The sequence below is a fragment of the Cyanobium sp. CH-040 genome (assembly GCF_024346135.1).
In the GTDB taxonomy this organism is placed as follows: domain Bacteria; phylum Cyanobacteriota; class Cyanobacteriia; order PCC-6307; family Cyanobiaceae; genus NIES-981.
In genome coordinates, this window is sequence record NZ_JAGQCJ010000008.1 from 74,418 (window position 1) to 100,862 (window position 26,445).

A 26,445-nucleotide genomic window follows, 5' to 3' on the forward strand; every position below is an offset into this window, starting at 1 on the left:
TCAGAGGTACCGGATAGGATCGCGCGCAAATGCTCGCTGCGCTTGAAGGCTGTCATTCTCGCTGGAGGACTGGGTACCCGACTGGCTGAGGAGACGAGCGTGCGGCCCAAGCCCATGGTGGAGATCGGCGGCCGTCCGATCCTCTGGCACATCCTCAAGATCTACAGCGCTTTCGGCATCCATGAGTTCGTGGTGTGCTGCGGCTACAAGGGTTATCTGATCAAGGAATATTTCGCCAATTACTTCCTGCACATGAGCGATGTCACGTTCCACATGGATCACGACAATCGGATGGAGGTGCACCAGCGTAAGTCCGAGCCCTGGAAGGTGACTGTGGTGGATACGGGTGACCTCACCCAGACCGGTGGGAGGCTGGCGCGCGTTCGCTCCTACCTGGGAGATGAGCCGTTCTGCTTCACCTACGGCGATGGTGTGGCTGACATCGACATTCAGGCTCTGCTTGATCATCACAGGCAGGCAGGCCGTTGCGCGACCCTCACCGCCGTGCAGCCTCCTGGCCGCTACGGCGCTCTGCATCTGATCGACGGGCGGGTGGCGAACTTCCAGGAAAAGCCGGACGGGGACAACGCCTGGATCAACGGCGGGTTCTTCGTGCTCGAGCCGTCGGTCTTCGATCTCATCGATGGCGACGGCTGCGTGTTCGAAGCTGACGTGCTGCCCGAGCTGGCCCGGCGCGGCGAACTCTCGGCCTACTGCCATCGCGGCTTCTGGCAGCCGATGGATACGCTTCGGGAACGCAACAACCTGGAGGCGCTCTGGGAGAGTGGCAGCGCCCCCTGGAAGCTCTGGAGCTGAGCTTGGAGCCGTTCGCCACCGGCGCCCAGACCCCACGGTGCATTGATCCCGGCTTCTGGCAGGGCAGACGCGTGCTGCTCACGGGGCACACGGGCTTCAAGGGCGCCTGGCTGACGCTCTGGCTGCTGCAGCTCGGGGCCGAGGTGCACGGGCTGGCGCTCGATCCCGACACCACCCCCAACCTGTTCGACGCCCTCGGGCTGGCTTCCGGTGCGCTGGAGGCTCTGAGCGGCCGCCTGCACCACCACCGCTGCGATCTGCGCCAGCCGGCGGCGGTGACGGAGCTTGTGCTGAGGGCCCGTCCGCAGGTGGTGCTGCATCTGGCCGCCCAGTCGCTGGTGCGGCGCAGCTACCACGAACCCCTGGCCACCTGGGCGGTGAACGTGATGGGCAGCCTTCACCTGCTGGAGGCCCTGGCCCGGCTCGATCAGCCCTGCGCCGTGGTGATGGTCACCACCGACAAGGTGTATGAGAACCGGGAATGGTGCTACGGCTACCGGGAGACCGATCGCCTCGGGGGGCACGATCCCTACAGCGCCAGCAAGGCCGCCGCCGAGCTGGCGATCGCGTCCTGGCGGGCCAGCTTCTGCGGCTCCGCGGCGCACCAGACCGCCCATCTGGCCATCGCCACCGCGCGGGCCGGCAATGTGATCGGTGGTGGCGACTGGGCTGCGGACCGCATCGTGCCCGATGCCATGCGGGCCTGCGCCGCCGGCACGGTGCTCACCCTCCGCAATCCCGGGGCCACACGCCCCTGGCAGCACGTGCTTGAGCCCCTGGGCGGCTATCTGCTGCTGGCCCAGTCCCTGGCCGGGGTCGCGGACGAGGCGCTGACGGGCGCCTGGAACTTCGGCCCAGCCCTGGAGGCCAACCGTCCGGTGGCCGAGCTGGTGGAGGCCCTCCACGACCACTGGCCCGGCCAGTGGCAGGAGCAGCCCCAGGTGGACGCACCCCACGAGGCCGGCCTCCTCCACCTCGTGATCGACAAGGCCCATCACCGGCTCGGCTGGCGGCCCCGCTGGACTTTCGCCACCACGGTGGAGCGCACGGCCTGCTGGTACCGCCGCGTGCATGAGGGGGCCTCGCCGCTGGCCTGCTGTCTCGACGACCTCCAGGCCTATGACTCCGCCTGACGGCTCGCCGCCCGCCCCTGCCATGGCCGTACCAACCTCTCGCTCCACGCCGATCGCCGGTCTGGTCGAAATCCGCTCCAGCCCCTTCTGCGACCAGCGCGGCTCCTTCCTCAATGCCTTCCGCCGTGAGGAGTTCGCCGCCTGGTGGGGGGAGCGGCCGGTGCACCAGATCAACCTGAGCCGCACCGAACGGCCGGGTGCCCTGCGTGGACTGCATGGCCAGGCCGGGCCGGCTCCTGAGGCCAAACTGGTGCGCTGCGTGCGTGGACGGGTCTTCGATGTGGCCGTGGATCTGCGCCCCGGATCGGCCACCTGGGGACAGTGGCAGGCCGTTGAGCTCTGCGCCGAGGCCGCCAACGCCTGGCTGATCCCCGAGGGCTGCCTGCATGGCTTCCAGGTGCTCGAGGCCGGCAGCGAGCTGCTCTATGTGCACTCCGCTCCCTACCGCCCCGAGGATCAGCTGGGGGTGGTCTGGAATGATCCCCATCTGGCGATCCCCTGGCCCCTGCAGCCCGTGGATCTCAGCCCCCGTGACAGCCGGCTGCCCCGGCTTCCTTCTCCTCAGGCCTCTCCACCGTGACATCCCACCGCTGCCGCCACTGCGACACGCTTCTGGAGCAGGAGGTGATCGATCTCGGCCATCAGCCCCCCAGCAACGCCTATCTGAGCGCCGCCCAGCTGCTGGAGCCGGAACTCACCTATCCCTTGAAGGTGTACCGCTGCAGCGAGTGCTGGCTGGTGCAGCTACCGGCCCACGCGGCCGCCGATGAGCTCTTCACCGCCGACTACGCCTACTTCTCCAGCACCTCCTCCAGCTGGTGCGCCCATGCCGAGCGTTTCGTGACGGCGGCGGTCGAGCGCCTGGGTCTCGATTCGGACTCCCTGGTGGTGGAACTGGCCAGCAACGACGGCTATCTGCTTCAGTACGTGGCCCAGCGGGGGATCCCCTGCCTGGGCATCGAGCCCACAGCCGCCACGGCGGCGGCGGCCCGGGCCAGGGGGGTCGACACCCTGGAGCGCTTCTTCGGCACGCCCCTGGCGGAGGAGCTCGTGCAGCAGGGCCGGCAGGCCGATCTCGTCGTGGCCAACAACGTGCTCGCCCACGTGCCGGACATCAACGATTTCCTGGCCGGCATCACCCGGCTGCTGCGGCCGCGGGGCCAGGCCTCGATCGAGTTTCCGCATCTGCTGCGGCTGCTGCAGGGCAACCAGTTCGACACCATCTACCACGAGCACTACAGCTACCTGAGCCTGGCGGTGCTCCGCCGCATCGCCGCCCGTGTCGGCCTGGCCGTGATCGATGTGGAGGAGCTCACCACCCACGGCGGCAGCCTGAGGGTGTGGCTGGCCCGGCAGGACGGAGGCAGCGACGGCGGGCTCGAGACGCCGGCCCAGGCCCGCCGCCGGGTGGAGGCGGTACTCGCCGCCGAGCTGACCGCAGGACTGGAGACGGCCGAGGCCTACGCGGGTTTCCAGCAGCGGGCCGAGGTCGCCAAGCACGCCCTGCTTCGCTGTCTGCTGGATGCCAGGGAGCGAGGCGAGCGGTTGCTGGCCTACGGCGCCGCCGCCAAGGGCAACACCCTGCTCAACTACGCCGGCGTGCGCCCCGATCTGCTGGCGGCGGTGGCGGATCAGGCCCCCAGCAAGATCGGCCGCTTCCTCCCCGGCAGCCATATCCCGGTGATCGCTCCTGTGGAGCTGGCCGCCGCCCGGCCCGATGCTCTGCTGGTACTGCCGTGGAACATCGCCGCCGAGGTGAAGCAGCAGTGGGGTGTGGCCGGCTATCCGCCGGCGCGGTTTCTGCGGGCCATCCCCACCCTCGAACCGGTCTGACCGGAACGGGTGCGCACTGATCAGCCCGCCAGGGCTGCGAGGGCGGTCAGCGCCCGCCCCTGGTCGAAGCGGTTGGTGCGCTGGAAGCCGTCGTCCTCCTTCGCCTCGTCTTCACCGTCTGGGCCGGGATCGGCGCAGCTGCAGTCCACCACCTGATCGCCGAAGCCGGTGGCGTGCTCGATGTTCACCCAGCTGCTGCTCAGACTGCGGCGGCCGGCGATCAACATCACCTGGAGAGCAGGATCCTCCACGGGCGTGAACAGCTTGAGGTTCATGCACGACTGGGGGAAGCCAGCCACCACCTCATAGCGGTGGTAGAGGGCGATCTTGTCCTCGAACCCGAGCTCTTCAGGGCAGATCACATCCACATGGGGCCAGTCCGCCAGCGTTTCCACCAGCGCTGCCTCGCCGGCGAAGTGGGTGCTGCCTCCCCTGAGCCGGTGACGGGAGAGGTAGGCCAGGCGTCGCCGTGGCCGTCCTTCCCGTTCCAGCTGGCGCCGCAGCTTCGGCAGCAGGGCCGCCTGGCAGGCGGCGCGAAGATCACGGCTCACGAACCGACGATCGCTGTAGAGAGCCGGCCCGGAGATCAGCTGGTCCGCCAGCAGCGGGCGCCGCACGATCCGCACCCGTGCGGTGATCCCCAGGCAGGCCAGCCACTGCTGCACCATCGCCAGCCGCAGGACCGATCCCCGGTGGGGCGTGCAGTCGTGAAACCAGATCGGCTGCTTCGTGTGCCGGTACAGGCGCAGCAACTGGTAAGCGCGGGCGCTGTCCATCAGCAGATGCCCGAAGTGGTCGTAGAGGGTGCCGCCGTAGAGCACCAGCCGTTTGTTCACCGCCCGCGCTCGGTTGAAGCGGGCCTGCTCCAGCCTGGCGGGCGGAAAACAGATCCGGCGTTCGCCGCGGTGGTCGCTGAGGGCGTCCACATGCTGGCCGTTCCGGCCATAGATCCCCAGCGAGTGGCGCCACCACCAGGGTTCGATGTCGCGGTGCTGCCAGGCAGGCAGCACCACCGCCTGCTCCAGGATCAGCGGCGGCTCGGGATCGCTCACCGCCAGCTCGCCCCACAGGGCCTGATGGCCGGTGGCGATGGCGGCCAACGGCTGCAACATGTGATCGGCGCTCATCTCAGCCAGCCAGCTCCAGCAGGGTGCGCACCACGAGCTGCACATCAAAGCTGCTGCTGCGCTGGAATCCCGCTTCGGCCGCCATCGTCTGGAGCTCACTGTCGCCCTCGGGCAGCGAGCAGTCGAGCAGCCGATCCCCGAACCCGGCGGCGCGGTCGAGGTTGACCCAGTTGCTGCTCAGGCTTCTGGGGCCGGCGATGAACATCACCTGCCGGGCCACCTCGCTCACCTGGGTGTAGGGCGCGAAGAACTTGAGGTTCATGCAGGCCTGGGCGAAGCCGGTGATCAGTGGGTAGCGCCGGTACAGCGCCAGCTTCTCCTTGATCGAGAGTTCCTCCGGGCAGATCACATCGATGCGCGGATGGTCCGCGATCGCCGCCACCACCTCGTCCTCACCGACAAAGCGGGTGGTGCCTCCCTGGAGTTTGTGGCGCGAAAGATAGGCGATACGCCCTGCAACGGGTTCGATCCGCTCCAGCCTGCGCCTCAGCCTCGGCGCCAGGGCGGCCTGGGCAGCGAGGGGGAAGTCTGCGCTCACGAAGCGGCGGTCGCAGAACAGCGGACTGGAGGACACCAGCATCGCCGCCGGGAGCTTTTTGCGGATCAGGCGTGCCCGCTTGCGCAACCCGAGACACTCCAGCCATTCCAGGATCAGCGGGTTGTTGATTTGCTCAATCGAATGAGGTGATGCACCTCCTGTACCGGAATCCGACCGTGGAGCTGCATTCAGGCCACCCTGCAGGCCTCCTTGATAGTGAAACCAGATGGGCTCCTTGCTGCGGCGGAACAGGCGCAGCAGCTGGTAGGTGCGGGAAAGATCCAGCAGCAGGTGGCCGAAGTGGTGGTAGAGGGTGCCGCCATAGAGCAAGGGGGCTCCTGGTGTGACGACGGCTGGGGGAGTCTCGCCTCCCGTCCTGGAGTGCAGGGCGTAGATGCAGCGAGTGCCCCGCCAGTCGGTGAGGGCGCCAATCGGTTCGCCCTGGCGGTTCAGGCCCCCCTGGCTGCGTGATTTCCACCAGTCCTTGCCGTCGGATCCGGTGCGCCGGGTGGGCAGCAGCATCGCCTGGGGTTCAACCACCCAGGAGGCTGAGTCCGGCGTTTCGATGCTTCCCCACAGATGGGGGTGATCTGCAGGAATGGCAGCGAGGGCCTGAAGGGACGGCACGGAAAGCTGAGGACTCCGATCGCGCCCATCATATGTGCCAGATTTCAAACTGGCATACAGCCGTTGATCCCGAGTTCGGCGGCGAGGCCCGCCAGGGCTTGCGTGCGCTGGGGCAGTTCCTGGAGCAGATCCCTTGCATCCTGCTTGGTGCGGCAGCGGGGCAGGCGGTGGCGGGCCACCACCTGTTGGAATGCGTCACTCCTCATCAGCTCCCAGGGGGTGTCGAAGCGCTCGAAGTGCGCCAGCGCCAGGATGTTGGCCAGTTCCGTGCCGTGTCGGGCCAGCGGCAGTCGCCAGCCGCGGGCCTTGCGCAGCCGGGCGTCGACCCTCCCGCCGTCACCCTGGACGCGCCGGTAGCGCCAGCGCAGGGCACAGCGCCGGTTCTGTGGGTGGATCCGGGCCAGCAGGGCGTTGCGGAAACCGGTGAAGAAGGGGTTGCGGGCCAGCTGGTCGTGGCCGCTCAGCAGTTCGCTGTCGAGCCTGGGTGCCTCGGAGTTCTTGCCGGCCATGCGCTGGCCCTGCTCCTGGAAGCTCTCCGGCCGGAAGAACTGCCGTCTGCAGCCGCGTCTGCCAAGGCGACGGCAAAAGTCGACGTCGTCGCCCCCCCACCCTGACATGTGGTCGTGATACCCCCCCAGTGCCCGCATCTGCTGGGTGGCGGCCAGGCACAGGCCGGAGGAGGTGCCGTGCTTGCTGTACCCCTTGAAGAAGGCCTTCGGGTTGTCCGCCAGCGCCTCCACGTAGGGGCGCAGGTCCACGATCGACACGTCGGCGTCGATCTTCAGCACCAGGTCCGCGTCGACCAGTGGCAGGCCGACGTTCTGGGCCCGGCCCTGGCGCCACAGCGGCTCGTTCTCCGTCCGCACCACCGTCACCCGCTCGCCGGTGAGATCGCCCAGCTCGTCCAGCACGGGTGTGGTGGAGTCGAAGTCCACCACCACGATCCGCCGGATCTGCGCACAGGCCAGCCAGGAGGGCAGGCTGGCGCGCAGATACTCCACCCGGTTGCGGCAGGGCGTGAGCAGGTCGACGGTGGGCAGGGTGCTCATGGGAACGGGCTGGGGGCGACTCAGGGGGCTGCGGGAGTGAACCAGCGGGGATCGGGGCGCTGTTTGAGCAGCATCCAGCCCAGCGCTTCCAGGGCCGTGCTGGGGCGCAGGGGCGCCAGTCCGGCCGCCTTGATCGCCTTTCGGTCGGTGGGGCCTGAGACAAAGGCCCGGCAGAAGCGGCTTCTGATCTGATCGTCATCGGCGCTGAAGGACCGGCGCAGCCGGGCAACCTCCCCGGCGGTCAGCCAGCTGTTGATCGCCTCCAGCCCGGAAAGCCTGCCCTTGGCGCGGGCCTTGCCGAACTTCCTGCGGGCCTGGTTGTAAAGGTGCACCCTCTGCTGCTGCGGCATCTGCGCGATCCGGTTGAGGTAGCGCTTGTACAGCACGCAGGGCACGGGGTGACCTGCGTTGAAGCGCGGGTCGGCGGTCTGCTCCGGCTCGGGAAGCGTGAGTTCACCGGCCAGGGCACTGGTGAACACCTGCGGCAGGGTGCCGAGGCTACAGAGGTCCTCATAGCTCAACACCTGCAGCGGAAAGAATGCTTCCCAGGCTTCCAGTTGGCGAAGATAGTCGGGGATGTGGCCGAACTGTCGGATGAACTGCTGGATTCCTTTGTGGAAGAAGGTGGCAAGAACGAACTCGCTGTAGCTGCTCTGGATGTAGCTCACGCGCTCCCTGAGGACGGCCACAACCTTCACATCGGCGTCACCCAGCAGATCGCGGATCCGGGAAATGTTGCGGTGCTTGTTCTGCCAGATCTGCTCAGATTGACCGTCTCTGGTGTCCCCGCCGAAACCAATCCGCCAAAAGGGTTCGGCGCTGATGATCGTGGTCTTGAAATCGCCGGATCGCCTCGCCAGGTTGGTGGAGATCTCGCGCAGCTGGGCATCGTCGAAGGGCTTCGGCTTGCCTGTGCAGTCAAGGGAGCGGGCGAAGTTCAGATGGGGGATCAGGTCGCGCCCACCCGTCAGCAGTTCGGCCTCGGTGGGATACCAGATGCCCTGCTGACGCAGGGCATCCCGATTGCGCCCGAGAAAGCGCTGGATTGAGGTGGTGCCGGTCTTGTGACTGCCGATGTGCAGGAGGATGGGCATGGGGCGGATCAGTGACGGCGGTGGAATCGCAGGTACAGCTCCCGCAGCAGACGCAGATCCTCCAGCCCATCCACGTCATGCAGCAGTTCGAGATGCTCGCGGCGATAGTTTCTGAGGTCGTGCCGCAGAAACAGATGCTGGAACGGACTTTGCTGCATGCGCTGCTTAACGCCGTGGAAGAACGTCCCGAAGGCTCTGCAGATGTCCAGCAGCCGCTGCGGACGCATCTCCGCTTCGAACTCAGGAATGAAGCCGCGGGCGGCTAGCTGATGCATATCAAGAACCGAATGATCTGTGGAGTAGTTCATCACTTCCAGCAGGTCGCAGGCCTGGGGCAGAAGCCTGCGAACAAAGTGCCGAGGCAGGAGTCCCTCAGCCTGATAACTCTCCAGATTCTTCAGGTTGGTGTAGATGAACAGCTGGCGGAGGGGCAGCCCCAGCTGGTCGCGGAAGAAGAGATGGCTGCTCTGGCCGCTGCCCTGCACATCCACCACCAGCACGTCGGGCCGTTCGGGACCCCCTCCAAGCAGCGAGCGGCTGTAGGCCACATAGCCGGTGGATGCCCTGGCCTTGGCTTTCCGGGATGTGAGGTAGTAGTGATCGATCGGCAGCCGGCCGCTGCCGTCCTGAACGGTGCCGCTGGCGCATGCCTGGGCCATGGCCCGGTAGATGCCGTGCAGATAGCCGCAGTCCCTTGAGCAGAACAGCAGATGGCTGGGGGCATCGGGCTGCAGCCCCCGCTGGATCAGCTCCAGGGCCACCAGGTACAGCAGCGGCAGGTTGAACCGCCGCTGCACGGTGAGCAGGCCGTCCAGGGCGGTGGCCGGCTGGCCCAGGCGCTGGCTGGCCAGGGGAATGGCCAGCCGCTGCAGGCGCATCAGGTTGGCCAGGCCCACCAGGCCGGCCTGATGAAACCGCTTTTCCAGCGGCGAGTAGCCGCACTCACGCACCAGGGACACCTGGTGGTCCCGGCGGGCCGCACGCACGTAGTCGGCCATGTAGTTGTCGCCGAGGTGGTGGGCGGCGATGCCGGCCTTCCTGAGCTCCCGCCACATCGAACTGCTGCTCTTGCCCCCTGCGCTCACCAGGAAGGGCTGGCGGTCCAGATCGGCGTAAGGACGGGCGATCCTGCGCATCTGATCGGCCGTGAGATACATGTCGCTGATCAGCACGTCTCCGGCTTGCAGGCGATCGAGGTTGGCCCGCACCGGCTGGGCGAACTCCTGCTCCGCCTGCAGTTCCAGCTCCCGGATCGCCTCTCGGCGCTCGGCCGGGATCGCTCCCGCCTGCACCAGGGCGTCGTAGATGTGCTCCAGGTTGTAGTCCGGGTGCTGGCGCCGTGCCTGCCGCTCGGCCTGGACCCGCAGGGCACGGAAGTTCTCGATGCCGGCCCGTTCTCCCACGTAGTCGAACACCACCTTGGGGTCCGGGTGCCAGCGGGTGATCAGCGTGTCCCAGTAGTCGAAGCTGTGGATGCGCAGCCGGGGCGCCGCGGCCGGGCCCTCCACCCGCGGCACCCCAGCTGGCGGGGTCGCGTGGCGATGCCGGTAGATCGCTTCTCGCCGCCCCTCTGCGAGGCAGTGGTAGCCCATCCGCGCCAGCTGTTGGTGCAGGCGTCGGATGCACCAGCGCCGTCGCCAGCCCCGTTCCGGCAGCGTGGCCACCAGCAGGGCAGGGGGATCGGCCAGCTTCAGCTTGAGATCGCTGCCCGGGGCGCTGGCTGTTTCGATGAACAGCAGGCGCGGCCGGGGCAGTTGGCCCTCGGCCAGCAGCTCCGGCAGCGGTGCCGTGGCATGCAGCACCGCGTCGGTTCCACGCGCCGTGCTCAGCGCCGCCGCCAGGCTGCCGTCGCGGCACACCACCACACCGGCTTGGCCAGTGCGTTCGGAGAAGCGCTGGGAGGGGCTGTTCCGCGCGGTGGCATGGCCCGCAAGAGCCACCCAGCCGGTGCTGGGGGAGCCGGTGTCCAGCGGATCAGGCGGCAGGCCCGCCACGAGGGCGTCGAGAAGCTGGTCGGTGTCGGCGGGATTCACGGCCATCGCGTTCAGGGGCACCGTGCTGAAAGGGGCCTGTGAACAGTGGTGCCCTCAGGGGCGTGGAGCCTGCCAGGAAGATGGACTGCCTCGTGGCCCTGCCGCTGGGACTCTGGCTCGATCCCGTGGTGCGGACGGCGTATCAGGGCCAACAGAGCGCGTTCAACCTGGTTGCGGATGCTACGCCAGCGATCCCACCGGCTCGGGGAAGCGTTCCCAGAGGGCCGGAGCATGATCCAGGTTGCCGGTTGCCAGCTGTTCGATGGGCTGGTCCGGGTAGAACAATTCCACGTCCAGGCGGTAGCGCTCAAGGGCCAGTTCGATGGTTCGCGGAGTATTGAAGTAGGGTTGGAGATCTGTATCGCTGCCCCGGCGCACGTTCTTGCTGGGCAGTCGACCCAGAGCCGGGAGACCCCACTGGCGCATGCGTCGACGCAGCACCTGCCAGTGCTCGGGCATCGCTTCGAGCTTGCCGATGAACGATGGCACGATCACACCATCGATGCACAGGATCGTGCTCTGGGGCAGCAGGTGCACATCCAGATCGGCGTCGTCCGTCCCGGCCACCACCTCCAGGAAGTGCTCGAACGGCATGTTCCTCTCCAGTCCCATGCGCTCCATGGCGCCGGGAACACTGGCGATCTCGACCAGCTTGTTGTTGTAGGCCGACACCAGCCGGTCGAAGGGGTTGCGCACGAAGCTGAAGATCAGATGCGTGGCGCGCTGGAGCAGGGCCGTCTGGGCATCGATCATGCAGGTCTCGCCATGGGTGCCACGGCGCCAGAAGGCATCGGCGGTCGATCGCAGTCCCTCCTCGGGGGGCTGTTCGAGCAGACGGGTGAGCGCCGCTTTGACCGACGAGTTGGCCACCTTCGGCACCCGCCCGTAGATGAGGGGGATGCGCTCGAACTGGATGAAGTGCTCGGCCAAACCGGAGTCTGAAGTCCTGGCAGCCATCATGCAGCGACGGGCGTGCGCCGCTGGGCCAGGTGGTGGTGCTCCAGGCGCTCCAGTGCCAGCCAGGCACCTTCGCCGTTGTTCTTGTGGCCCTGCCAGATCTCGGGGATGAAGGAGGCGTCCGGCGCCAGGCGGTCCAGCAGGTTGAACACGCTGGCCCAGTCCACTTCCCCTTCATCGATCTGCAGACCCTCGCCGTCCACCCCGGCGGCATCGGCGAGTTGCAGGTGCGCCGTGAAGGGCAGGATCCGCTCCAGGAACACGGAGAACGGCTGGCGCAGGTGGTTGCAGGCCAGCTTGGAGTGGGAGACATCGAGGCACACCCGCATGCCCTGGCTGCGGCAGAAGCTCTCGATCGACTCGGCGTCAACGAACAGGTTGTGGAACCGCTGTCCGCCGAAATGCCAGGGGAAGGGCGGCATCGTCTGTGGGATCACCTCCACGTCGACCGTGTCCAGTTCGTCGAGGCTGCGCAGCAGCCGCCCCAGCAGAGGTTCCCGCTCTCCCGCTGCGAGGTGGCGCTGAGCGGAGAAACCACCGACGTTCGTGACCAGGAGCACAGGGGCGGGACAGTCGAAGCGCTTGCGCAGGCGGGCGGAGAGGTTGATCACGCGCTGCAGTTCCACCACGGAGTGACGGCGGTAGTCCTCATCGAGGCTGCAGAGGTCGAGGGTGTGATCCCCGGCGAACAGTTCCGGGGCGTGCACCACCAGCCCGATGGGTACGCGAGGGGGCAGCACCGTGTCGATGTCCACCTCCAGATCCTTGTAGCTGAGGTGGATCTCCACCAGATCGAGATTGCTGGCGGTGCGGAACGCCTCGAAGTCGTGGTACCTCACCGGCACGCCGAAGCTGTTGGCGAAGCGGTAGGGCCGTGGCTGGGCTGCCGGCTGATGCAGATCCGACTCGAAGAAGAACTCCCCGGTGGCCTTGGCGGTGGCGAGCGTCCGGCCCAGCAGGTCATTGAGCCGGTAGGGCTGCAGGCCCTGACCGGGGCTCTGGATGCGCACCATCTCGCGCGTCACCACGGTGCCAGCGGGAATCGGGCAGGCGGCCACCAGGCTCTTGGCCAGCACCTCACGGTTCATCAGCTCCCCCTGGCTGAGGCTGCGGGCGGCTTCCGACCCCATCGATTCCTCCACGGCCCGGATGCCGGCCACCATGGCGGCGAATTCATCGGGGAGCAGGCTCACCTTGTGGTCGTTGCCCTCCATGGCCCGGTCGAGGGTGATGTGCTTCTCCACCACGGTGGCGCCGAGGGCCACCGCGGCGATCGGGACCGCCGTGCCCCGCTCGTGCCCGGAATAGCCCACCGGCCCCGCGGCCAGCTCCGCCAGCCGGGGCAGGTAGCGCAGGTTCACGTCCTTGAAGGGCGTGGGGTAGGTGGAGTTGCAGTGCAGCAGCACGAAGGCGGCTCCCAGCTGGCGCAGATGACGGATCCCGGCCACGATCTCCTGTTCGGAGGCCATGCCGGTGGAGGCGATCAGCGGCTTGCCCGTGGCGGCGATGGCGGCCAGCAGGTCGTGGTTGGTGAAGTCCGCCGAAGCCACCTTGAAGCCCGCCATGCCCCAGCGCTCCAGCTTCTCCAGGCTCGCCTCGTCCCAGGGGGTGCAGAGGGGGATCAGGCCGCGTTCCAGGGTGTGGTCGAAGCAGCGGTAGAGCTCCTCGTCGCTGAGCTGGAAGCGTTCCAGCAGATCGAGGGTGTACTGGGTGCCGAGATCTGACGCCATGTCGTTGCTGTCGCCGGCGTTCACGTAGAGGCGACCCATGTCGCGCATCTGGAACTTGGCGCAGTCGGCCCCGGCCTCGGCGGCGGCATCGATCAGCCGCAGGGCCAGATCCAGGCTGCCGTTGTGGTTGTTGCCGATCTCGGCGATCACGAAGGCCGGAGCGCCTTCGCCGATGGCCCGTCCGGCCAGCTGCAGCTGGCGCTGTCCACCCCGTGCGACACCCACCACCCGTCCATGGTCATCCAGCAGCGGGATGACCTGAATCTTGTGGGAGCACAGCTCGGCCAGCTCGGCGGCGGGGATGCCCTCCGGGGCCGAGACGCAGCTGGGGTTCATGGCGGCGGTCACCGGCCGGCCGAGATCGATCACGTCGCTGCTGCCGATCCAGCGGCGGAAGTCCCCGTCGCTGAGCACGCCCTGGAGGATGCCCCCCTCGGACACCACGAAGATCAGACGGCACTTGTTGGCGGTGATCTTGTTCAGGGCGGTGAGGATCGAGTCCTCGGCGAAGACGACGAACTGGGTGAAGTTGCGCTCGATCTGTACCGCCTGCACCGACGCTCCGCCTGCCACGTTGGAACGCTGAATCTAGGGCCGGAAGCGGGGGGTCACCAGCAGGGCCAGCCGGCGGCCGACACGGTTGCCGATGCGCACGGCCGCCAGGCGCCGGCCGATGTTCCTGTTCTCGGGGCGCTGCAGCTGGGCGATCTCCAGCAGCCGGGCGGCCTCGTCGTAGTCGCGCCGGCGGATGGCTGCCTCCGCCCCCCGGCGCAGCTGGTTGCTGGAGAGGTCTGCGGCGTTGACCATGTAGCCCGGATGGATCAGGTCCTTGGGTGGCCGAGGAGGCTGCGCCCTGAGCTCCTGCAGCGCCTCCAGCAGGTTCCGGGGGGAGAAGTGCGGGTCGTACCCCACCCAGTGCAGCCAGTCGGGATCGGCACCGGGGCCTGCGGCCAGGCTGTCGATGTCGGCGGCCCGGGCGAAGTGGCGCAGCAGGCCCGAGCCGGCGAAGAACGGGGTGCCGAGGTCGTGGCGCAGGCCGAAATCGGCCATCACCAGCGGTTTGCAGCCCAGGTCGAGGGCATCGAAGAAGGCGGTGGAGGACACCGTGGCCAGCAGCCTGCCGCTTTGCAGCAGTTCCGCCAGGGGGGCGTCGCTGATGCGCAGGTTGGGCGGGAGGCCGCCCAGGGTCTCCTCCACCGTCTCGGTGATGTGGGTGGTCACGGCATGGAAGGTGCGCTCGTGGGGGGCCACCCGCGGTCTGATCAGCACCTCCCAGTCGGGGGATCGCCGCGCCAGGGCCGCCAGGATGCGCACCAGCCGCCGCCGTTCATGGTCGGCCGCCGGGATCACCACCTGTTCGGCGAACACGAGTTGGTCGGCGCGTTCGACCCCTGGCTCGGCCGCCCGCTGGCGTCCCAGGCCGGTGAGCACGCAGCGCTGACCCGCGAACGGGGTGTGGCGCAGCATCAGCTCCAGGCGGGCCTGGTCGCGGGGCCCGTTGAGGCAGATCAGGTCGTAGCCCAGCCGCCAGGCGATCGCCTCCTCGAAGCGCTCCAGCACCACCCCGTTGAATCCGCAGAACAGGGGCCGCAGGGGTCGGTCCAGCTGGCGGCGGCTGTCGCGGTACACGCTGCGGAACTCGGCCAGCTTGCTGCCGGTGAGGTAGACGCCGATGGCGTCGAAGCCGTCGAGCCGGGGATCCGCCAGCAGCTGCCGCAGGGACAGCTGCCACACGGGGCCGATCCTGCTCAGGGCTTCGATCACGCTGGCGGGGGTGCCGTCGCGCGGCACTGCGTTCACGGTCACCCGCAGCCGCTGCTCATCGGCGAAGCGGGCCAGGGCCTGACAGGCCAGCAGCTGGCTGTCGCTGTCGGCCACCAGCAGGAGGGACAGGCTCATCGTCTCAGCCCGCCCAGACGCCGCAGGAGCCGCTGGGGGCCGTCGGCGATCGTCCAGCCCAGCCCCGCCAGCCAGCCCGGATTGGCCCGTGGCGAGCTCAGCAGCTCCTCCAGCGGCAGACAGTCGGCCAACTGGCGCATCAGGCCGCAGCCGAAGAAGAGGGGGCCGTCGAAGTCGGTGCGGATGCCGTAGTCGGCCACCACCGCGGCGGGCTTGCCCCACACCATGGCGCTCAACAGCCAGGGCGAGCTGATCCCCACGCAGGCCCAGGCCAGCATCAGGTTCAGCGTCAGGTCGTCACGGCGTCCGATCTGGAGGTTGGCCGGCCGCTCGGTATCGAGGCCGTGATGCCAGGCCAGGGCGGTCTCGTCCCACTCCTCCGGGTCCGCAGACAGGGGGTAGTCGGGCTGGAGGCGCACCGTCCAGTCCGGGGCCGCCAGCGCCAGGCTCCTGAGGCGGCGGTACAGGAGCGCCTTGTCCTTGGCGCCTGCCGGCACCGCCTCCTGCTCCAGCACCACCAGCAGCGGCTCCCGGCTCACCGTCGTGCCGATCGGTTCGATCGGCAGCCCCCACAGGCCGATGGGCTCATGGGCCTGGGCGGCGTGGGGGGTGCCCCGGATCAGCCAGCCCAGCTCCTCCACCTGCACCGGGCCCTGCAGGCAGATCAGGTCGTAGCCCAGCCGCGGCAGCAGGTCGGCGCTGAGGGCATCGCCCACCAGCGGCAGCGGCGGCCCGGTGAACAGGGGGCAGGCGGGTCTGCCGCGCAGCCGTTCCGCCTGCCGCCGCACCTCCAGGAACGGTTGCAGAGTTTGGGGTTCCACGAACACGCCCGCCGCATCCACGTGGTCAAGGAGCTCGCTGGCGGCGGCGGCGAGCGGCTCCAGCGCCAGCGTCGGGGCGTCAGGCGGGCTGGCGGCTCCGTGTTCGTGCGCCAGTGTCGGCGCCGCGATCAGGGTCACTTCCGCGCCCGCAGCCTGCAGCTGCCGGCCCAGCAGCCGGCAGGCCTCCAGCGCCCCCGGAGTGTCGCTGATCAGGGCCAGCCTCATCGTCCCTTCAGCAGCCGCTCCATCCCCCACAGGCCCACCAGGGCCCGGCGGATGCGCCGCAGCAGATCCAGTCCGCGATGGCTGGGCTTCTGGCGTGAGTGGGCTCCGGCCGAACTGAGCATGCGGCGGCCGCCGCGGGCCAGGGCGTACTTCTGCCAGGCCGTGCTGCCCCAGCCGGCAGGCCCCTGGCGGTTGGCGTCGCCAGGAACCCGCGGCGATTCCAGGCGTGCGGCCAGTGCGGCCACGAACCGCTGGGCACCCTCGGGGCAGTAGCCGTGGCCGTGCAGCCAGCCCTCGTCGTGGCAGGGGCTGAAGGGATCCCTCAGGATCGCGTCGAAATCGCGCAGGGCGCCGGAGTCGAGAAAATAGTGATTGCCGAGGGTTTCATTGACGCCCAGGTCGGCGACGATGCGGGTGCTCACCCCCAGGGCCATCGCCTCCATGGCGGCGGTGGACGACACGGTGATGGCGCAGGCGCAGCGCTGCAGCAGCGCCAGGCTGGGCTTGTGGCTGACGCGCAGGTTGGGCACCCTGCGGCTGATCTTCTCCACCCGGCGGGCCATCTCGCCGTGGTGCCGGTGCAGGGTCGCCTCGATGCTGGAGGTGCGGGGCTTGAAGATCACCGGATGCTCCGGCCAGGCACGGGCCAGATCCGCCAGCCGGCGGCAGAGGTATCGGCGCTGCAGCGGATTGTCCGGCACGGAGGGCTGCTCGAAGAACACGATCGCTCCCTGATCCGGTGTCTGCTGGCGCGGCCGCAGCGGCCACAGGATCGGCAGGCCCGTGACCAGGGCATTCCCAGGATCCAGTCCCAGGGCCCGGCAGCCCCGCTCGAACAGATGGGCGTCCAGCTCCGCGTTCAGGCAGAGCAGGTCCACACCGGAGCGATCCATCATTCCCTCCAGCTGGTGGCGGAAGAGAATGCCGGGGTAGGCGCTCACCAGCAGCGGCCGGCGCGGCTGATCGGCCCACGCCGCCTGCAGCAGCAGCTGGGTCTCGCGGGTGCGGCGTCCATCCAGGCCCAGCACCAGCGCGTCCAGGGTCGCCAGTTCGCCCAGCAGGGTGCCGAGCTGCCTCCAGAGGTGCTGCCGGATGGGGTTGCGGGGCGCGATGCGGCGAATCTCCAGCACCTGACGGCGCGAGAGTTTCCGACCCGGCAGCTCCAGCAGATGAAGGGTGGTTTCGGCACCGTCGCGCCGGGACACCTCCAGCAGGTTCATGGCCGTCTTGCCGAAGGAGTCGAAACAGGCCAGGGCGGCGATGCGTTTGTCCTGCAGCAGGCTCACGGCGTCGACTCCATGGCGCTGGCTGGCGCTCCCGGATCCAGCAGCGGAGCCAGCTGGCGGCACAGGGCCAGATCGGCGGCGGTGTCGATTTCCGGCGCCGGCGCCTCGATCGGCACCGGCAGGGTGGGAGCCACGAAGCGGGTGCCGTGCTCAAGAAAGGACTGGGTGCGGATCGCGTAGATCGCTCCGGTCTCCAGGTAGGTGGGAGGCAGATCCTGCCGGCGCGCGCGGGGGCGGCTGGGGTCGTGGTTCACCCCGACGCCGTGCCCCTCGCCGTCCAGGCCCCAGAGAAAGCCATGCCAGGGCGTCACGCTGAAGGCCATGGCGGCATCGCTGGTCTGCAGGGCCCGCACAACCGCATCGATCTGTTCAGGGCGGGTGAACGGGGAGGTGCACTGCAGGAACACGAAGATGGCCGGCAGCGGTCCCCGTCCGGCCAGGGTCTGCAGGGCATGCAGCAGGGCCTGCTCCGATGAGGCCGTGTCGCCGGACAGCTCAGCGGGCCGTTGCAGCCAGCCCGCCCCTTCGCGCTCAGCCATGGCGCCGATGGCGGCATCATCGCTGCTCACCCAGACGGCGCCGATGGCGTGCGCCCGGCGGGCGGCCCGCACGCTGCGGGCCACCAGAGGCACGTCCCCCACGGGGCGCAGGTTCTTGCCGGGAACCCCCTTGGAGCCTCCCCGGGCCGGGATCAGCGCCAGCGGCGCCTGGGCGGGGTCGATGGCAGGCTCCCATGGCGTTGCGCTCATGGCCACTCCGGTGCCTGCTCATGCAGGCCGGGCCTGAGGCGGCCATTGGCACCCAGCGGATACCACCGCAACCGCCCGTTCAGACCTGCAGGGTCCGGCTCGGCGGCTTCAGCGTCCGACATTGCGGCCGCTGGCGGCAGGATGCCCTGTTGCAGACGCAGGATGGCCATCACCACCTTGCGAACCCGTCCCGCCGGCATGCCGATGTCGGCGGACACCGCGGAGCAGAGGCTGTCAATCGAGCTGTCGCTGGCCCCGTTGATCAGCACCCAGGCTTTCTCCTCGGCTTCGGGTGGGCCGAAGGTAGCAGCCATGCCGGTGCCGGTAACCTGAGCCCCCGCGACAGCCAGGCCCCCGGGTGCCAGGCGCCTTTTCCCCTTGGCCTCTCCTCGCCCCGCGGCCCGTCTGGGACTGCCGGCCGCCGGCATGCTGCGGCACGCCACGCTGCCGGCCCTGCTGGTCGAACACCGGCTGGTCACCGGAGCGGCCCGCTGCAGCTGCGAGTCCCTCGATGCCGTGCTGGCCTGGGGGCGCAAACCCAGTGCCCGGGTGGCTGAACGGCTGGCCCGGCGCCGCGGGCTGTCCCTCTGGCGCTGTGAAGACGCCTTTCTGCGGTCCCTGGCCCTGGGTGCGGACAGCGCTCCCCTGGGTCTGGTGCTCGATGACGGCGGCATCTACTACGACGCCGCGGCGCCCAGCCGGCTGGAGCGCCTGATCGCCGGCCCCCATACCCCGGCGGAGCTCGGCCGGGCCGAAGCGATTCGGCGCCTGTGGCGTGAGCAGCGGGTGAGCAAGTACAACGGCGCCCGCGAGGCGTCCGCGCCACCGGAGCCCTTCGTGCTGGTGGTCGATCAGACCGCCGGGGACCTCTCCATCGCCCTGGGTGGGGCCGGTCCCGTCAGCTTCCCGGCCATGCTCGCGGCCGCTCTCGCGCATCATCCCGGACGCACCGTGGTGGTCAAGACCCATCCGGATGTGGTGCGCGGGCGCAAGCGGGGCCATTTCCCGTCCAGCCTGCTGCAGGATCCCCGCATCCGGCTCGAGGCCAGCGGCGGCCATCCCACGGCGCTTCTCGAGCGCGCCGAGGCGGTGTACGTGGTCACCTCCCAGCTGGGCTTCGAAGCCCTGCTCTGGGGTCGCCCCGTGCACTGCTTCGGTATGCCCTTCTACGCCGGCTGGGGCCTCACCCACGACCACCTTCCCCGGCCGCCGCGGCGAGGACCGCGCGCGCTTGGGGATCTGATCCACGCCGCCCTGGTGGACTATGCCGTCTACATCGATCCCCATCGGCACAAGGCCTGTGCCGTGGAGGAGCTGATCGGGGCCATCGGTCTGCAGCGGCGGCTGCGCACGCAGATGCCCGAGCGGATCGAGGCCTTCGGCTTCACCCCCTGGAAGCAGCGGGTGCTGCGCCGTTTCCTGGCGGGCAGCCGGCTTGGCTTCCGCTTTCCCTGGCAGCGGCCTGGCCGGGGCGCCGAGGCGGTGGCGATCTGGGGGCGCCGTGCCCGACCGTCGCTGTTGCGGGTGGTGGAGCGCCGCGGTCTGCCTCTGCTGCACGCGGAGGACGGCTTTCTGCGCTCCGTCGGCCTGGGTGCCGATCTGATCGATCCCATTTCCTGGGTGATCGATCGGCGCGGGATCTACTACGACGCCGGCGCCCCCAGCGATCTCGAGCAGCTGCTGAGCTCGGGAGCCTGGAGCGAGGGCCAGCTGGCCCGGGCCGGGCGGCTGCGCCGCCGGCTGGTGGAGGAGGCGATCACCAAATACAACCTGCGCGCCTCGCCCTGGCGCCGTCCCGAGCGGGCCCGGCGGGTGGTGCTGGTGGTGGGCCAGGTGGAGTCGGATGCCTCGATCCGGCTGGGAGCACCGGAGGTGCGCAGCAACCTGGGCCTGCTGCGGGCGGTGCGGGCCGCAGAGCCTGACGCGCACCTGATCTACAAGCCCCATCCCGACGTGGTGGCGGGTCTGTGCCGGCAGGGCACTGGGGAAGCTGTGGCAGGCGACTGGTGCGACGAGGTGCTGGTGGACGCCGCGATCCAGCAGCTCTTCACCCAGATCGACGCCCTGCACGTGCTCACGTCGATCGCCGGCTTCGAGGCACTGCTGCGTGGCCTGGAGGTGCACACCTGGGGGCTGCCCTTCTACGCCGGCTGGGGGCTGACGCACGACCGTCTCCGTTGTGATCGCCGCGGCCGGCCACTGCCGCTCGACGCCCTGGTGCATGCGGCCCTGATCGACTACCCCCGCTATGTGAGCCGTCACAGCGGCCTGTTCATCGAGCCGGAGCAGGCGATCGACGAGCTGCTGGCCTGGCGGTCGGCCCCGCCCCGTGGCCTGAGCCTGCGGCAGCGCATCTTCCGCCACTGGGGCCGCCTGCGGCAGCGTTGATCGCCCGGGGGCGCGTGGCAAAGTTGGCACCGCCCCTGGCTCTCGGGACATCGCGTTGACCACGGAACGGGCACCGGCACCGGCACCGGTGCAGCTGGTTCAGGTGCAGATCGACGGTCCGGTGCTGTTGCTGATGGGGCCGATCGGGGTGTTCTTCGCGCGCTTCTGCCGCTATCTGCGCGGCTGTGGCATCCCGGTCACGAAGGTGATGTTCCCGCTGCACGAGTTCGGCTTCCCGCGGGAGGTGCAGGTGCCCTTCCGCGGATCGATGGAGGCCTGGCGTCCGTTCCTGCGTCAGCTGCTGAGCGAGCGCCGCATCCGTCACATCTTCATGTACGGCGATTTCATCATTCCCCACCGCATCGCCATCGAGGAGGCGCAACGGGCCGGGGTCGAAGCCTGGGTGTTCGAGCTGGGCTACATCCGGCCCAACTACGTGACGCTGGAGCGGGATCGCGTCAATGCCCGCTCCAATCTCAACCGGCCGGTGGAGGACTACCGCAGCCTGCCGCCGGTGGACGCGCTGCCGCAGGGGAAACTCGATCCAGGCTGGCGCTGGCGCAAGCTCTGGAAGGCTCCCACCTTCATCCAGCACGCCTTCACCCGCTACCCCATCATCGAGGGCGAGCACAAGCTGCAGCCATCGCCCCGGTTTCTGTGGTGCCAGCTGCGCGGCAGCTGGCGCTACTGGCTCTACCGCTGGCAGGAGCGCTCCCTGAAGCGCCGCCTGCTGGAGCATCTCTCCTACTTTCTGGTGGTGTTGCAGGTGTCGAGCGACTCCCAGGTGCAACTGGGCTCGCCCTACCGGGGCATGCACGATTTCATCGAGGATGTGATCTCATCCTTTGCCAGCCATGCCCATGCCTCCGATCACCTGGCGTTCAAGCACCATCCGCGGGACCGGGGCTACAACCACTACGGACGTCTGATCCAGCTGCTGGCGCAGCGGCACGGCGTCGCCGGGCGGGTGCACTACTTCCACGACGGAGCCCTGAGCCGCTTTCTGCGCACCTGCCGTGGTGTGGTCACCGTGAACAGCACCGTGGGCCTGCAGGCGCTCTACCACGCGGTGCCCACGAAGGTGATGGGCCACACCTTCTACAACCTCCCGGGGCTCACCGACCAGCAGCCCCTCGATCAATTCTGGCGCGATCCTCACACCAGTGACCGGCCGCTCTTCTATCGCTTCTACGACCACCTGGTGACCACCACCCAGGTGAACGGCAATTTCGATGCCGACTTTCCCTTCCGCACCACCTTCCCCATCGGCCCGGAGGCCCGTCGGCTGCCGCCCCGGCCCAGCCTGCCCAGTCCCGGACAGACGGCCCGGGTCAGTCCTCTGGCGCTGGTGGCACGGGTGGTGGCCCGGCTGGGATGGACGGCAGTGATTTTCTTGACCTACGGCCTCCAGTTGCTTGCCCTCCTGCTCGGTCAGCGACGGCTCGCGGCCCAGTTGCTTGCGCTTGCCTCCCAGACGGCCCTGCGGGCCCTGGGGGTGCAGGTGGTTGTGGACGACAGCCATCCCAGCGAGCCTGCCGGTGTACCGCTTGTGCACATCTGCAACCACGACTGTCCCTTTGACGTTCTCGTGATTCAGGGGGTGTTGCGCATGCCCAGTCTCACCACTGCCTCGCTGCATCTGCCCCGTGTCTTGCCCTGGTTCTCGCTGTCGGCGACCAACGCCGGCTACGTGCTTCTGGACCATCGCAACGGCAGCTCCAGGCGCACGGCAGCCCTGCGGGCCTCGGCCCTGCTGGAGGAGCGCGGCGAGCTGATGATCGTGCCCAGTGGCTCTCTGGTGACCCCGATCACCGAACGGGTCTCCGCCAGCCCGTGGGTGCTGGCCCGTCGCCATGGGGCCCGCATTGTGCCCTGGGTGTTCAGCTACCAGAACCTCGATGATGCCAAGGGGCCGCAGTACAGCCCCCTGGGTCTGTTGTCCCGACGCCTTGCGGCTCCCATGGGTACCATCCACTGCCGCAGGGGGCGTGCCAGTGACCTGAACCTGCCTGCTGATCCAACGGATCGTCAGGTGTTTCAGGATGCTGTGCGTTCTTACTACGCCGGCAGGACGTGTCTCAGGCAGCCAGCACAAGGCTGATGTTGTGGCCCCCGAAGCCGAAGGCATTCTTGAGGGCATAGCGCTCGCCCGCAGTGGATCCCCCTGCCAGCTCCAGGTTGGCGCTCTGCACCACGGCCAGATCAATGGCGGGGTCGAGCGGTTCGGCGTTGACGCTGCGCGGCACCAGGCCCTGGCGCAGGGCCTGCAGCACCAGGATCGTCTCCACGGCCCCGGCGGCGCCCAGCAGGTGGCCCAGTTGCCCCTTGGGGGCCGTGACCGGCAGATCGGACCGCCGCGGCCCCAGGGTGCGAGCCAGAGCCTTCGCTTCCGCCAGGTCCCCCAGCGGGGTACCGGTGGCATGGGCCTGCACGAAGCTGAGGTCCTCCACGCCGATGTCGGCGCGCCGGAGAGCGTCGGCCATCGCCGCACTCGCCTGGATTCCCTCCGGCTCCGGGGCCACGATGTGGTGACCGTCGCTGCTGCTGCCGCAGGCCAGCAGCCAGCCGAGGGGCGCGGGAGCATCGGACCGCAGGTCGCGGCTGCGCTGGAGCACGAGCACACCTGCCCCCTCAGAGAGCACGAAGCCATCCCGGTTCAGTCCATAGGGGCGGGACGCCTGCTCCGGCTCCTCGTTGCGGCAGGACAGGGCCCGCATCGCGGCAAATCCCACCAGGCCGAGGCGATTCACCGGGGCCTCGGCACCGCCGGCCAGCACCACGTCGGCCCGGTCGTCGTTGAGCAGCAGCTGGGCCAGCAGCAGGGCCTCGGCCCCCGATGCGCAGGCCGAAACGGGGGTGTGCGCTCCACCATGCAGCCCCAGATCGATGGCGATCTGCCCCGCGGCGGCATTGGGAATGAGCATCGGCACGGTGAGCGGGTTGACCCGGGCCGCCCCCGCCTCGAGAAGATTGCAGTGCTGTCTCTCCAACGTCGCCAGACCGCCGATGCCGGTGCCGATCACCACGGCCACCCGCGCCGGGTCAACGCCTGCCAGGTGCGGGCGCGCCTGCTCCCAGGCCTGACGGGCCGCCAGCAGGGCCAGCTGGGAGCAGCGGTCCAGCCGTCGTCGCTGCAGGGGCTCCAGGCCGGCGCCGATGTCTGCGGAGATCCAGCCACCGATCCTGGCCGGCAGGTCACTGGCCCAGGAGTCCTGGATGGCCGAGATGCCTGAACGCCCCTCCAGGGTGGCCTGCCAGGTGCCGCTGACATCCAGGGCCAGGGGGGTGATGGCCCCCCAGCCGGTGACCGCAATCCGTTCAGTCCTGCTGGTCATGGACCCGTTTCAGGGACTCCAGATGCTGCTGGACATCCCCCACTGTGCGGAAGCGGAGCAGGTCTTCCTCGGCGATCCGGATGCCGAGGCATTCATCGGCCTCGATCAGGATTTCGTAGAAGCCCAGGGAATCGATGCCGATGTCCTCGATCAGCCGCGCCTCCGCTGTGATCTGGTCGGCATCGGCGCCTGAGATCCGCTGCAGGATCTCGATCAGCCGCACCTGAAGGTCGCTGTCTTCGCTGCTCCCGTCAGCCTGCTCGCCGGAGTGTCGCTGGCTGGCGCCGCCGGGATTGGTCGATGCGGCCGCGGGGGTGTCGTTGTCGGGGCCCGCGTGCATCAACTTCCTCTGGCAGACCTCGGTGGAGTGGCAACGTACCAGTTCACGGTCTTCCATTGATCCCCCCCCGGTACCAGCTGAAGTTCCGGTAGATCGGGCGGTGGGGGAAGTCGATGAAGTGTTGCAGCCGGCGGGCCGGGATCCGGCTGAGATCGGCTGCCATCAGGATCTCTGTGATCTGGTTGAAGTCTCTGGCCAGGGAGAGGTTGCGCACCCGGGCCTCCATCAGGTTGATGTACTGGCGCAGCAGCACCGGCAGCCGGAACCCAGGATCCAGATGGGTCTGGATGTGCCGCTCCAGGGCCTGGATGCTGTCCACCGTGGCAGGGCTCAGATCGGGTTCCAGCCCCGCCACCGGATGGCGCGGCTCGGGGCAGGGGGCGGTGGGGTCGAGGAAGGGAGGCCGCAGCAGTGCGCTGAGGAACTCCTCGTTCACCGCGTCGGCGTAGGCGAAGTGGTTGTACGACACCAGTCCGTGGATCGATCCGTAGCCGGACGCCACGGCCACCTGCAGGCCCCCGCGGAAGAGGAACATGAGGCTGTGGGGCAGGCGCTGGAAGCGGGGGGCCAGAGCCACCCGGCCGATCTCCAGGTGGTGACCGGCGCTGGCCAGGGCCGCCTTGATGCCGGGGTAGACGTGTTCGAGATACGACTCACCGCTGCCCGGCAGAGGCGGTTGCTCCAGCCCCGCGCCCTGCACCGGGCCAGGCTCGGAGCTGCGGGAAGGGACGAACTGCAGCCGGGCTGAGCCGGCCAGTTCGCCGCTGCTGGCCTCCACCAGCAGAAAATGGTCGTAGTGGGGATCGCGGCTGTCGAGATCCCTGCTCTTGCCGGAACCCGACAGTTGCTGGCGGTAGGTGAGCTCACGCAGCTCGCCAACCGCCTCGGCGAAGGGGCTGAATCTCTCGCCAGGCAGGAGGTAGAGGTTGAGGCCCTGGGATGTGAACAGGAGGAAGGGAGCCAGATCCCGTTCGATCCGCTGGGCAGGAAGGGCGATCGCGGCGGAGAGATTCAAAGGATTTCCGTCGGCCGCCTTCACGATGGGCATCGGAGTGCGTGAAGATTAGCCCGCTTGTGCCGGCGCTCCCCCCGCGGGCGACTCCGGCTACCCGGTCCCTCCTGCTGTCTGGCTCCGTGTCTTCTGCTCCCAATTGTTCTGCAGATCGCGTCCCCGGCCCCGGCGCTCGACGCGGAGGTGCATCCCTGCTCCTCGCCGCGCTGGCGTTGGCTCCACTGGCGAATCCGCTGACCGCTGCCGCTGCGCCGTCCCGCGTTCTGGCGCAGGCGACCCTCCAGCCGCAGGCGTTTCCGATCCCGGAGTCCGCCGGGCAGGATCTTCCCCCTGCTCCTGCCCGTCCATCCGCGCAACCCGGCAGCCGTGTCCTTGGCGGGAGCCCTGCACCAGCTCCTGCGCGTCAGACGCCGTCACCCAGTCCCCGGAGCTATGCCGTCATGGCCGATCCGGGGACGGCGGGTTTCCGCTATCGCCTCGGCCCGGGCGATCGCCTGCGCATGGCGGTGTTCCGGGTCGAGGGTTATGAGGCCGAGGTCGAGGTGCTTGCCGACGGCACCATCAATCTCCCCCGACTGGGGGCGGTTCCCGTCTGGGGTCTCGCCCTGGACGAGGCCAGGCAGCGCATCACCAAGGGGTACGACCGCTACCTGCGCAACCCGCTGGTGTATCTCGATCTGGTCGCACCCAGGCCGGTGCGGGTGACCATGCTCGGCGAGGTGCAGAAGCCGGGCTTCTACACCCTCAGCCAGGCCGGCCAGACGGCACAGCTGGCCGCGGCCGGCCCTGGGGCAGGGCAGACCACGGTCGCCTCGGCCGGCTGGCCGACCCTGGTGGACGCGGTGCAGCGGGCCGGTGGCGTCACGGCGCTCGCCGATCTGTCCGAGGTGGTGCTCAGCCGTCCCAGTCCGGTGCCGGGGGGGGCGCCGGTGGAGTATCGCTTCGATTACCAGCAGCTGCTGATGGAGAACCGCAGCACCGTCAACCCGCTGCTCTATGACGGCGACATGATCCGGGTGGCCCGTGCTGAGGTGCCCAAGCCCAGCGATGTACTCGTGCGCACAGCCGCCTCCAACTTCGCCCCCGCCACGATCGGCGTGACCGTGGTGGGCGAGGTGGTGGCCCCCGGCCTCAAGCAGGTGCGTTCCAACAGCCCCCTGGTGGAGGCGGTGATCGCCGCGGGGGATGTCAATCCCCTGCGGGCCAACTCAAAGGAGATCCGCCTGATCCGGGTGCAGCCCGATGGCAAGGTGGACGTGCGCACCGTGGCGCTCGATCCTTCGGCACCGCTGGATTCCCCCGCCAACCCCTCGCTGCACAACGGCGACATGGTGGTGGTTCCCCGCAACGGCTGGACCCGGTTCAACGATTTCCTCGTGCAGGCGGTGACGCCGCTGGGTCCGGTGCTGAACGCCGCATCGATCTACCGGATCTTTGCGGACTGACGGACTGA

General features: G+C 68.9%; 22 protein-coding genes. 7 read left to right on the forward strand and 15 right to left on the reverse strand.

The window, feature by feature from the left end; translation table 11 throughout:
• The first annotated feature begins 42 nt into the window (after positions 1–42).
• The 4 genes from rfbF to KBY90_RS15095 are packed head-to-tail and all read left to right on the forward strand — an operon-like array spanning position 43 to position 3,782.
• On the forward strand, positions 43–816 hold the full coding sequence (rfbF, locus tag KBY90_RS09025; RefSeq protein ID WP_254968251.1) for a glucose-1-phosphate cytidylyltransferase: 774 nt from the start codon (positions 43–45) through the stop codon (positions 814–816).
• Positions 817–818: 2 nt separating this feature from the next.
• Complete coding sequence (gene rfbG / locus KBY90_RS09030; RefSeq protein ID WP_254968253.1) at positions 819–1,949, forward strand: CDP-glucose 4,6-dehydratase; 1,131 nt, start codon at positions 819–821, stop codon at positions 1,947–1,949.
• 22 nt (positions 1,950–1,971) lie between these two features.
• Positions 1,972–2,529, forward strand: a complete 558-nt coding sequence (locus KBY90_RS09035) for a dTDP-4-dehydrorhamnose 3,5-epimerase family protein (protein WP_254968255.1) — start codon at positions 1,972–1,974, stop codon at positions 2,527–2,529.
• Complete coding sequence (locus KBY90_RS15095) at positions 2,526–3,782, forward strand: class I SAM-dependent methyltransferase (protein WP_254968256.1); 1,257 nt, start codon at positions 2,526–2,528, stop codon at positions 3,780–3,782. The genes KBY90_RS09035 and KBY90_RS15095 overlap by 4 nt, the downstream gene beginning before the upstream one ends.
• A 20-nt stretch (positions 3,783–3,802) precedes the next feature.
• Here KBY90_RS15095 and KBY90_RS09045 read toward each other — a convergent pair whose 3' ends face one another.
• The 12 genes from KBY90_RS09045 to KBY90_RS09100 form a co-directional block, all read right to left on the reverse strand.
• The gene (locus KBY90_RS09045; RefSeq protein WP_254968257.1) at positions 3,803–4,909 is read right to left on the reverse strand and encodes a glycosyltransferase 61 family protein; all 1,107 of its coding nucleotides are present in this window, start codon (positions 4,907–4,909) and stop codon (positions 3,803–3,805) included.
• Between the two features lies 1 nt (position 4,910).
• Positions 4,911–5,987 carry a glycosyltransferase 61 family protein gene (locus KBY90_RS09050; protein WP_254968258.1) on the reverse strand — a complete coding sequence of 359 codons (1,077 nt, stop codon included), beginning with the start codon at positions 5,985–5,987 and terminating at the stop codon, positions 4,911–4,913.
• A gap of 131 nt (positions 5,988–6,118) precedes the next feature.
• Positions 6,119–7,123 carry a glycosyltransferase family 2 protein gene (locus KBY90_RS09055; RefSeq protein ID WP_254968259.1) on the reverse strand — a complete coding sequence of 335 codons (1,005 nt, stop codon included), beginning with the start codon at positions 7,121–7,123 and terminating at the stop codon, positions 6,119–6,121.
• A 20-nt stretch (positions 7,124–7,143) separates the two neighbouring features.
• A complete protein-coding gene (locus KBY90_RS09060; protein ID WP_254968260.1) occupies positions 7,144–8,217 on the reverse strand; it encodes a hypothetical protein in 1,074 nt (357 codons plus the stop codon).
• Between the two features lie 8 nt (positions 8,218–8,225).
• The gene (locus KBY90_RS09065; RefSeq protein ID WP_254968261.1) at positions 8,226–10,256 is read right to left on the reverse strand and encodes a hypothetical protein; all 2,031 of its coding nucleotides are present in this window, start codon (positions 10,254–10,256) and stop codon (positions 8,226–8,228) included.
• A gap of 174 nt (positions 10,257–10,430) precedes the next feature.
• Complete coding sequence (locus tag KBY90_RS09070) at positions 10,431–11,180, reverse strand: sulfotransferase family protein (protein WP_254968262.1); 750 nt, start codon at positions 11,178–11,180, stop codon at positions 10,431–10,433.
• 26 nt (positions 11,181–11,206) lie between these two features.
• Positions 11,207–13,492 carry an N-acetylneuraminate synthase family protein gene (locus KBY90_RS09075; protein WP_254968263.1) on the reverse strand — a complete coding sequence of 762 codons (2,286 nt, stop codon included), beginning with the start codon at positions 13,490–13,492 and terminating at the stop codon, positions 11,207–11,209.
• Positions 13,493–13,525: 33 nt separating this feature from the next.
• Positions 13,526–14,836, reverse strand: coding sequence for a capsular biosynthesis protein (locus KBY90_RS09080; protein ID WP_254968265.1), 1,311 nt, complete (start codon positions 14,834–14,836; stop codon positions 13,526–13,528).
• The gene (locus tag KBY90_RS09085; protein ID WP_254968266.1) at positions 14,833–15,882 is read right to left on the reverse strand and encodes a DUF6716 putative glycosyltransferase; all 1,050 of its coding nucleotides are present in this window, start codon (positions 15,880–15,882) and stop codon (positions 14,833–14,835) included. Before KBY90_RS09085 ends, KBY90_RS09080 begins: the two co-directional genes overlap by 4 nt.
• Positions 15,879–17,168: a DUF6716 putative glycosyltransferase gene (locus tag KBY90_RS09090; protein WP_254968268.1), complete on the reverse strand. Its 1,290-nt coding sequence runs from the start codon at positions 17,166–17,168 to the stop codon at positions 15,879–15,881. Before KBY90_RS09090 ends, KBY90_RS09085 begins: the two co-directional genes overlap by 4 nt.
• Positions 17,165–17,917: a cytidylyltransferase domain-containing protein gene (locus KBY90_RS09095; protein ID WP_254968269.1), complete on the reverse strand. Its 753-nt coding sequence runs from the start codon at positions 17,915–17,917 to the stop codon at positions 17,165–17,167. Before KBY90_RS09095 ends, KBY90_RS09090 begins: the two co-directional genes overlap by 4 nt.
• The gene (locus KBY90_RS09100; RefSeq protein WP_254968270.1) at positions 17,914–18,231 is read right to left on the reverse strand and encodes a hypothetical protein; all 318 of its coding nucleotides are present in this window, start codon (positions 18,229–18,231) and stop codon (positions 17,914–17,916) included. Before KBY90_RS09100 ends, KBY90_RS09095 begins: the two co-directional genes overlap by 4 nt.
• Before the next feature lie 64 nt (positions 18,232–18,295).
• Here KBY90_RS09100 and KBY90_RS09105 point away from each other — a divergent pair, with 64 nt between their 5' ends.
• Both KBY90_RS09105 and KBY90_RS09110 read left to right on the forward strand, forming a co-directional pair.
• Positions 18,296–20,305, forward strand: a complete 2,010-nt coding sequence (locus KBY90_RS09105; protein ID WP_254968271.1) for a capsular polysaccharide biosynthesis protein — start codon at positions 18,296–18,298, stop codon at positions 20,303–20,305.
• A 55-nt stretch (positions 20,306–20,360) separates the two neighbouring features.
• Positions 20,361–22,406 carry a 1-acyl-sn-glycerol-3-phosphate acyltransferase gene (locus KBY90_RS09110; RefSeq protein WP_254968272.1) on the forward strand — a complete coding sequence of 682 codons (2,046 nt, stop codon included), beginning with the start codon at positions 20,361–20,363 and terminating at the stop codon, positions 22,404–22,406.
• On the opposite strand, the gene KBY90_RS09115 is transcribed toward KBY90_RS09110, so the two are convergent.
• The 3 genes from KBY90_RS09115 to KBY90_RS09125 are packed head-to-tail and all read right to left on the reverse strand — an operon-like array spanning position 22,384 to position 25,028.
• Positions 22,384–23,640: a beta-ketoacyl synthase gene (locus KBY90_RS09115; RefSeq protein ID WP_254968273.1), complete on the reverse strand. Its 1,257-nt coding sequence runs from the start codon at positions 23,638–23,640 to the stop codon at positions 22,384–22,386. The genes KBY90_RS09110 and KBY90_RS09115 overlap by 23 nt on opposite strands.
• Entirely contained in the window at positions 23,624–23,980 is a 357-nt protein-coding gene (locus tag KBY90_RS09120) for an acyl carrier protein (protein WP_254968274.1), read from the reverse strand. Before KBY90_RS09120 ends, KBY90_RS09115 begins: the two co-directional genes overlap by 17 nt.
• Positions 23,981–24,023: 43 nt before the next feature.
• On the reverse strand, positions 24,024–25,028 hold the full coding sequence (locus KBY90_RS09125) for a GNAT family N-acetyltransferase (RefSeq protein WP_254968275.1): 1,005 nt from the start codon (positions 25,026–25,028) through the stop codon (positions 24,024–24,026).
• Between the two features lie 404 nt (positions 25,029–25,432).
• Between KBY90_RS09125 and KBY90_RS09130 the strand changes: the two genes are divergently transcribed.
• Positions 25,433–26,437: a polysaccharide biosynthesis/export family protein gene (locus KBY90_RS09130; protein ID WP_254968276.1), complete on the forward strand. Its 1,005-nt coding sequence runs from the start codon at positions 25,433–25,435 to the stop codon at positions 26,435–26,437.
• The last annotated feature ends 8 nt before the right edge of the window (positions 26,438–26,445 follow it).

What these genes read in the sequence shown, in the direction of transcription:
- KBY90_RS09120 (WP_254968274.1), bottom strand. Translation starts at nt 23,980, where the DNA reads ATGCACGCGGGCCCCGACAACGACACCCCCGCGGCCGCATCGACCAAT.
- KBY90_RS09130 (WP_254968276.1), top strand. Translation starts at nt 25,433, where the DNA reads ATGGCCGATCCGGGGACGGCGGGTTTCCGCTATCGCCTCGGCCCGGGC.
- KBY90_RS09055 (WP_254968259.1), bottom strand. Translation starts at nt 7,123, where the DNA reads ATGAGCACCCTGCCCACCGTCGACCTGCTCACGCCCTGCCGCAACCGG.
- KBY90_RS09100 (WP_254968270.1), bottom strand. Translation starts at nt 18,231, where the DNA reads ATGGCTGCTACCTTCGGCCCACCCGAAGCCGAGGAGAAAGCCTGGGTG.
- KBY90_RS09065 (WP_254968261.1), bottom strand. Translation starts at nt 10,256, where the DNA reads ATGGCCGTGAATCCCGCCGACACCGACCAGCTTCTCGACGCCCTCGTG.
- KBY90_RS09095 (WP_254968269.1), bottom strand. Translation starts at nt 17,917, where the DNA reads ATGAGCGCAACGCCATGGGAGCCTGCCATCGACCCCGCCCAGGCGCCG.
- KBY90_RS09085 (WP_254968266.1), bottom strand. Translation starts at nt 15,882, where the DNA reads ATGAGGCTGGCCCTGATCAGCGACACTCCGGGGGCGCTGGAGGCCTGC.
- KBY90_RS09060 (WP_254968260.1), bottom strand. Translation starts at nt 8,217, where the DNA reads ATGCCCATCCTCCTGCACATCGGCAGTCACAAGACCGGCACCACCTCA.
- KBY90_RS09080 (WP_254968265.1), bottom strand. Translation starts at nt 14,836, where the DNA reads ATGAGCCTGTCCCTCCTGCTGGTGGCCGACAGCGACAGCCAGCTGCTG.
- KBY90_RS09115 (WP_254968273.1), bottom strand. Translation starts at nt 23,640, where the DNA reads ATGACCAGCAGGACTGAACGGATTGCGGTCACCGGCTGGGGGGCCATC.
- KBY90_RS09035 (WP_254968255.1), top strand. Translation starts at nt 1,972, where the DNA reads ATGGCCGTACCAACCTCTCGCTCCACGCCGATCGCCGGTCTGGTCGAA.
- KBY90_RS09125 (WP_254968275.1), bottom strand. Translation starts at nt 25,028, where the DNA reads ATGCCCATCGTGAAGGCGGCCGACGGAAATCCTTTGAATCTCTCCGCC.
- KBY90_RS09045 (WP_254968257.1), bottom strand. Translation starts at nt 4,909, where the DNA reads ATGAGCGCCGATCACATGTTGCAGCCGTTGGCCGCCATCGCCACCGGC.